The sequence below is a fragment of the Vibrio sp. V42_P2S4T144 genome (assembly GCF_009904715.1).
In the GTDB taxonomy this organism is placed as follows: domain Bacteria; phylum Pseudomonadota; class Gammaproteobacteria; order Enterobacterales; family Vibrionaceae; genus Vibrio; species Vibrio alginolyticus.
On sequence record NZ_WXWS01000578.1, the window covers coordinates 1 to 6,330 of the forward strand.

A 6,330-nucleotide genomic window follows, 5' to 3' on the forward strand; every position below is an offset into this window, starting at 1 on the left:
CCCTAAACTTGCGCGAGCAGTTGGACCAATTAGGTCGTTGTCGTTTTATGGACCGCAGTGAGTTCGCTTCAGAAGCGGATTATCTGAAAGGTAAGAAAGTAGTCATTGTAGGTTGTGGTGCTCAAGGTCTTAACCAAGGTCTGAACATGCGCGACTCTGGTCTAGATGTTGCTTATGCGCTTCGCCAAGCCGCGATTGATGAGCAACGCCAGTCATTCAAAAACGCAAAAGACAACGGTTTTGAGGTAGGTAGCTACGAAACGCTAATTCCACAAGCTGATCTAGTAGTAAACCTTACTCCAGATAAGCAGCACACAAACGTTGTTGAGACGGTAATGCCGTTAATGAAAGAAGGCGCAGCACTAGGTTACTCTCACGGTTTCAACGTTGTTGAAGAAGGCATGCAAATCCGTAAAGACCTAACGGTAGTAATGGTTGCACCTAAATGTCCAGGTACGGAAGTTCGTGAAGAATACAAGCGCGGTTTCGGTGTACCGACTCTTATCGCTGTTCACCCAGAGAACGACCCAAAAGGTGAAGGTTGGGATATCGCGAAAGCTTGGGCTGCAGCAACAGGTGGTCACCGTGCAGGCTGTCTAGAGTCTTCTTTTGTTGCTGAGGTGAAATCTGACCTAATGGGTGAGCAAACTATCCTTTGTGGCATGCTACAGGCTGGCTCTATCGTGTGTTACGAGAAGATGATTGCTGATGGTATCGATCCTGGCTACGCTGGTAAGCTTCTTCAATACGGTTGGGAAACCATCACTGAAGCACTGAAGTTTGGTGGTATCACTCACATGATGGATCGCCTAACTAACCCTGCAAAAGTGAAAGCATTTGAGCTTTCTGAAGAGCTAAAAGAACTGATGCGTCCGCTATACAACAAGCACATGGATGACATCATCACCGGTCACTTCTCTAGCACTATGATGGCTGACTGGGCAAACGACGATGCAAATCTACTAGGCTGGCGTGCAGAAACAGGTGAAACTGCTTTCGAAAACTACCCAGAAACTGACGTAGAAATCTCTGAGCAAGAGTACTTCGATAACGGTATCCTGATGGTTGCTATGGTTCGTGCGGGTGTTGAGCTAGCATTCGAAGCGATGACGGCATCTGGCATCATCGATGAGTCTGCTTACTACGAGTCTCTACACGAGCTGCCACTTATCGCAAACACTATCGCACGTAAGCGTTTGTACGAGATGAACGTGGTTATCTCAGATACTGCGGAATACGGTAACTACCTGTTCGCTAACGTAGCAACGCCGCTTCTACGTGAGAAGTTTATGCCAGCCGTAAATACTGACGTAATTGGTAAAGGTTTAGGTGAAACGTCTAACCAAGTGGATAACGCGACTCTTATCGCTGTAAATGATGCTATCCGTAACCACCCTGTAGAGTACATCGGTGAAGAGCTACGTGGTTACATGACTGATATGAAGCGTATCGCGGTGGGCGGCTAAATGACTGGCCTTAAGGCTCCATTTCGGTGTCGAAGGTGCTTGTTTACTATCGTAAAGTCCGCGCCTTCTCCTAGAAATGAAACCTTAATACAGCGTAATTTACTTAGTCTCAAGTAACGCAGTAGATAAACTCCAGGCAGACTGGAGTGATAAATACAAAATAAAACACAACATCTAATCAAAAGGCTTGGTCGCCGTTGACCAAGCCTTTTTGTTTTTAGCCGATTTATCTGCGCGCCGATAAGAAAAACGCTCCTTTGTGAGGAGCGCTTTGATACTTATTTTTCAGCAAGCTTTTCTTCAAGTTGCGCCAACTTCTGTTCCATTTCTGTTAGCTTTTGACGTGTACGTAGTAAAACTTGAGTTTGAACATCAAACTCTTCGCGACTTACAACATCTAGCTTGTTTAGCTGGCCTTGGATTACTTGACGAACTTTCTGATCGACATCAGAGCCCAATTCTTTTACAGGTTGAGGCATTGAGTCGTGAATCTGTTTAGCAATTTGCTCTAATTTCTTTGGGTCAAACATAGTGGCTAAAACTCCTTTTGATTTGTCCTCATTTTAAGTAAATGATACGTGAAAGTCGCCACTTAGATGGCAAAAAAGAGAGCGGCAATAAAAAAGGCCACCGAAGTGACCTTTTTGAATGCCTTAATAGCTTATCTGTTATCCGCTAATTCACGATGAGCTGCTTTCGCTTCGTCAATTCGCGCTAACTTCTCCAAGTCTTTGTCTTCAACAAATACTGGCAGAGGTTTGTGTTTTTCAGCTAGGTAGCTGTAAATCACAGGTAGTACGAATAGTGTGAACAGTGTACCGATTGCAAGACCAGCAACGATGACGATACCGATACTGAAACGTTGCGCGGCACCTGCACCTGTTGCGTACATCAGCGGGATCAGACCTGCGATCATCGCTGCAGTGGTCATTAGGATAGGGCGAAGACGCACTTTCGCAGCTTCCATCACCGCATCAATACGAGACAGTTTATTATGTAACTGCTCTTCTTTGGCGACTTCACAGATCAAGATACCGTGCTTGGTTATTAGGCCGACCAGCGTTATCAAACCAACCTGCGAGTAGATGTTCATCGAGGCCGTACCCCAGGCCAATGCGATCAAGGCACCACATATTGCCAGAGGTACAGATACCATGATGACAATAGGATCGCGGAGTGATTCAAATTGAATCGCCAGAACGAGGAAGATGATCGCAAGTGCAAGACCGAAGGTTGCATACAAGGCACTACCTTCCGTTACAAACTGACGAGATTCGCCCATGTAATCGTGGTTATATCCTGCAGGCAGTTTGGTTTGTGCAATATTTTCAAACCAGTCGATTGCGTCACCCATAGCAACACTAGGTGATGGTACTGCACCCACAGTCGCTGAGTTTAGCTGGTTGAAGTGTGGCAAAGAGCGAGGCTCAGCCACCACATCGATAGTAATCAGACTGCCTAATGGAACCGCTTTACCATCCACAGAGCGTACATAGTAGTTCTTCATCGATTCTGGGTTTAGACGCCATTTACGCTCAACTTGAGGGATCACCTCGTACGAGCGGCCATTCAGGTCGATTCGGTTTACATAACCATCTGCCATCATGGTGCTGAGGGTGATGCCAATGTCTTGCATAGTCACACCGTAGGCACCGGCTTTGTCTTTATCGATCTTGATCTTCATCGTTGCTGAATCGTAGTTCAAATCCAGGTCGGAATAGACAAACATTGGGCTACTTGCAACATCGGTTAGAATATCGCTAGCGATAGTAAACAAGCTCTCGAAGCTATTTGGTGTTGTAATTACAAACTGAATAGGTAGACCTGAGCCTGCACCTGGAAGCTCTGGCATTTGGAATGCAGTGACAGACATACCAGGCACACTTGATACTAGGCCACCCACACGTTTCGTGATTTCAGATTGGCTTGCCTCTCGTTCACTCCAAGGCTTCAATGTTGCTAGGCCAAACGCTTGGTTTGAGTTTGGTACACCATTAAAGACCTGTGCGTATTCCACCTCCGGTTGATCTGAGAGTATTTGGTTTACGTCATCCATGGTATTTTGGATATAGTCCAAGTTCGCATTTGATGGGGCGGTACCCATCAGCATGACCACACCTTTATCTTCAGATGGTGCTAGTTCGCTAGGAATAAACTTGAACAAGACCGGTAAGCTTGCAAATACAATGATTGCAAACGCAATAACAACCGGACGATGAGCCATTACCGCTTTCAACATGCCTTCGTAACGAGTGGTCATGCCATCAAGGATATGGTGAACTTTTTGCTCAAACTTGCTTGGCTTCTCGTTCGCTTTCAGCATCTTCGAACACATCATTGGTGATAGTGTCAAAGCGATGATGCCGGATACGAATACTGAACCTGCCAGTGTCAAAGCGAACTCTTTGAACAATGAACCGGTGATACCACCCATCAATGCGATCGGTGCGTACACTGCACCTAGCGTCAATGTCATCGCGATAACTGGAACCGCAATTTCACGCGTACCAATAATTGCAGCTCGGAATGGCGATTCCCCTTCTTTGATGTGACGGTCAACGTTTTCTAGTACAACGATCGCGTCATCCACCACCAGACCGATGGCAAGCACCATCGCCAGTAGCGTCATCAAGTTCCAAGAGAAACCCATTGCCTGCATCACCATTGCCACACCAATCAATGAAAGTGGAATGGTCACGATAGGAATGATTACCGCGCGGAATGAACCTAGGAACAGTGTGATAACCACAAGTACGATTACTGCTGCTTCAAGAATCGTTTTCACTACTTCGTGAATCGATTCGTTGATAGCGATAGTTGAGTCGTACATTACGTTCATTTTGATGTTACTTGGTAGGTTGCGCTCAAGCTGAGGCAACAGTTCAAGTACGTCTGCTGCAATGTTGATTGGGTTAGCACTTGGCGCTGCGTTGATCGCTGCAACCACAGCTTCTTGACCGTTTGCACTTGCGCGATAAACGTCGTGACTCTTCTCTAGCGTTACTTTAGCGATATCACCTAGGCGGATGACATCCCCTTCACCAGTTTTCACGACCAATGCTTCAAGTTCAGCAACGTTTGATACCTGAGTATCTGCGCTACCGTTATAAAGCACGAACTCACCCGTCGCTTGACCGGTTGCAGATTGGTAGTTGTTGGCGTTAAGAACGCTCATCACATCGGTTGCGGTCAACTTCAAAGCGCCCATTTTGGCAGGATCTAGCCATACGCGCAGTGCGTACTTCATACCACCATACAGGTCAACTTTGGACACACCGTTTACGGTGAACAACTGCGGGTTGATTACACGCTCAAGGTAGTCAGTGATCTGGCTTGAAGATAACTCGTCACTCGTAAAGCCGATGTACAGTACCGCCGTTGTCGAACCTGTCGACATGGTTACGGTTGGGTCTTCGGCTTCTTTTGGTAGCTGTGAACGTACCGAGTTGGTTTTCGCCAGAATGTCAGACAACGCCGCATTTGGGTCAGTATTCAACTTCATGTTGACAGTAATGGTCGATTTACCCAGTACCGATTGCGAAGTCATGTAATCAATATTATCGGCTTGCGCTACCGCTTGCTCCAATGGCTGAGTAATAAAGCCTTGGATCAAGTTGGCACTTGCACCGTAGTAACTGGTGGTCACGGTGACCACCGTATTCGTCATTTCAGGGTATTCACGAACCTGCATTTTGAACACCGCTTGCAAACCAAGCAATGCAATCAAAAAGCTGATCGATACCGCTAAAACTGGACGTTTTATAAAAACATCTGTAAAGCGCATGATGCCTCCAACTTAAAGCATTGGTGTTTCAGCAGGTGGGGTAGTTGCATCGCTTTCGACAATGCTTACTTTCGCATGGTTACTCAAACGGACTTGACCCGATGTCACCACTACATCACCTGGCTTCACGCCTTCTAGAATGTGTGCGATATCTTTAGAGCGTTCGCCAACTTTTACCACATGCTGCTTAACGCGTTTTTCGCCATCTTCTTCTGTTACGATGTAAACATTGTCGCCATACAGCGTAAATGTGATCGCGGTTTGAGGTAGAGTGACCTGATTTTCTAATTTAGGCAGAATGATGTTTGCACGCGCGAACATACCACTACGCAGTTTGCCGTCACTGTTAGGGATATCCGCTTGAACTTGAATCAAACCACTTTGTACGTTTACAGCTGGTTCAATCGCAGAAATAGACCCTTTGAAAGGTTGGTCTGGATAAGCGTCAACAAAGATATCCACTTCTTGATCGATATTGATACGTGAAATATCGGTTTGTGGCACGGTGAAGCGCAAGCGCATCACGCTGGTATCTTCAAGGCGAACAATGTCGGTGCCCGCCTGTAGGTACTGACCGAGGTACACGTTACGAATACCTACCACACCATCAAATGGCGCTTTGATTTCGCGTCGGTCGATGGTCGCTTTCAGGCTTTCAATGTCTGCTTTTAAGGAGAAGTAGTTTGCTTCTGCTTCGTCATACGCTTCTTTAGAAATAGAGCCTTTTTTGAATAGGCCTTGGTAGCGTTTGTATTTCGCTTCTGCCGCTGGCAACTTAGCTTGCGAGCTCTTCAAATTTGCTTTTTCGACTTCAGAATCAAGCAGCACTAATGGCTGACCCGATTTAACTTGAGTACCGGAATCAAATGCGATTTTATCGATAACACCGCTGGTCTCATTTGCTACCGTCACGCCTTGGTTTGGCTCGATAAAACCAATTGCTTCGATGACTGGTACCCAATCCACCGCTTGCACTTCTGTCACGGTTACTGGGAACTCAGGTTCAGGACGGTTTGCCATGTATTCAGCGATCTTTTGTTGCTTAAATAAATTGAAACCTATCACGCTGCCGAACAAGAG

At 46.3% G+C, this 6,330-nt stretch carries 4 protein-coding genes; 1 reads left to right on the forward strand and 3 read right to left on the reverse strand.

Annotation, left to right across the window (positions count from 1 at the left end; all coding sequences use genetic code 11):
• Positions 1–1,466 (forward strand): ketol-acid reductoisomerase (gene ilvC, locus CAG68_RS19110; protein WP_161441519.1); only part of this gene is annotated, 1,466 nt, incomplete at its 5' end.
• Between the two features lie 278 nt (positions 1,467–1,744).
• Here the strand turns inward: ilvC and ubiK are convergent.
• From ubiK to vmeC, 3 genes are all read right to left on the reverse strand, one after another.
• Positions 1,745–1,996, reverse strand: a complete 252-nt coding sequence (ubiK, locus tag CAG68_RS19115; protein WP_005379099.1) for a ubiquinone biosynthesis accessory factor UbiK — start codon at positions 1,994–1,996, stop codon at positions 1,745–1,747.
• 131 nt (positions 1,997–2,127) lie between these two features.
• A complete protein-coding gene (gene vmeD, locus CAG68_RS19120; protein ID WP_161441520.1) occupies positions 2,128–5,250 on the reverse strand; it encodes a multidrug efflux RND transporter permease subunit VmeD in 3,123 nt (1,040 codons plus the stop codon).
• Positions 5,251–5,262: 12 nt separating this feature from the next.
• A partial coding sequence (vmeC, locus tag CAG68_RS19125) for a multidrug efflux RND transporter periplasmic adaptor subunit VmeC (RefSeq protein ID WP_161441521.1) occupies positions 5,263–6,330 on the reverse strand: 1,068 nt, incomplete at its 5' end.

Bases quoted from the DNA above. Each gene is read 5' to 3' on its own strand.
- vmeD (WP_161441520.1), bottom strand. From the start codon at position 5,250: ATGCGCTTTACAGATGTTTTTATAAAACGTCCAGTTTTAGCGGTATCG.
- ubiK (WP_005379099.1), bottom strand. From the start codon at position 1,996: ATGTTTGACCCAAAGAAATTAGAGCAAATTGCTAAACAGATTCACGAC.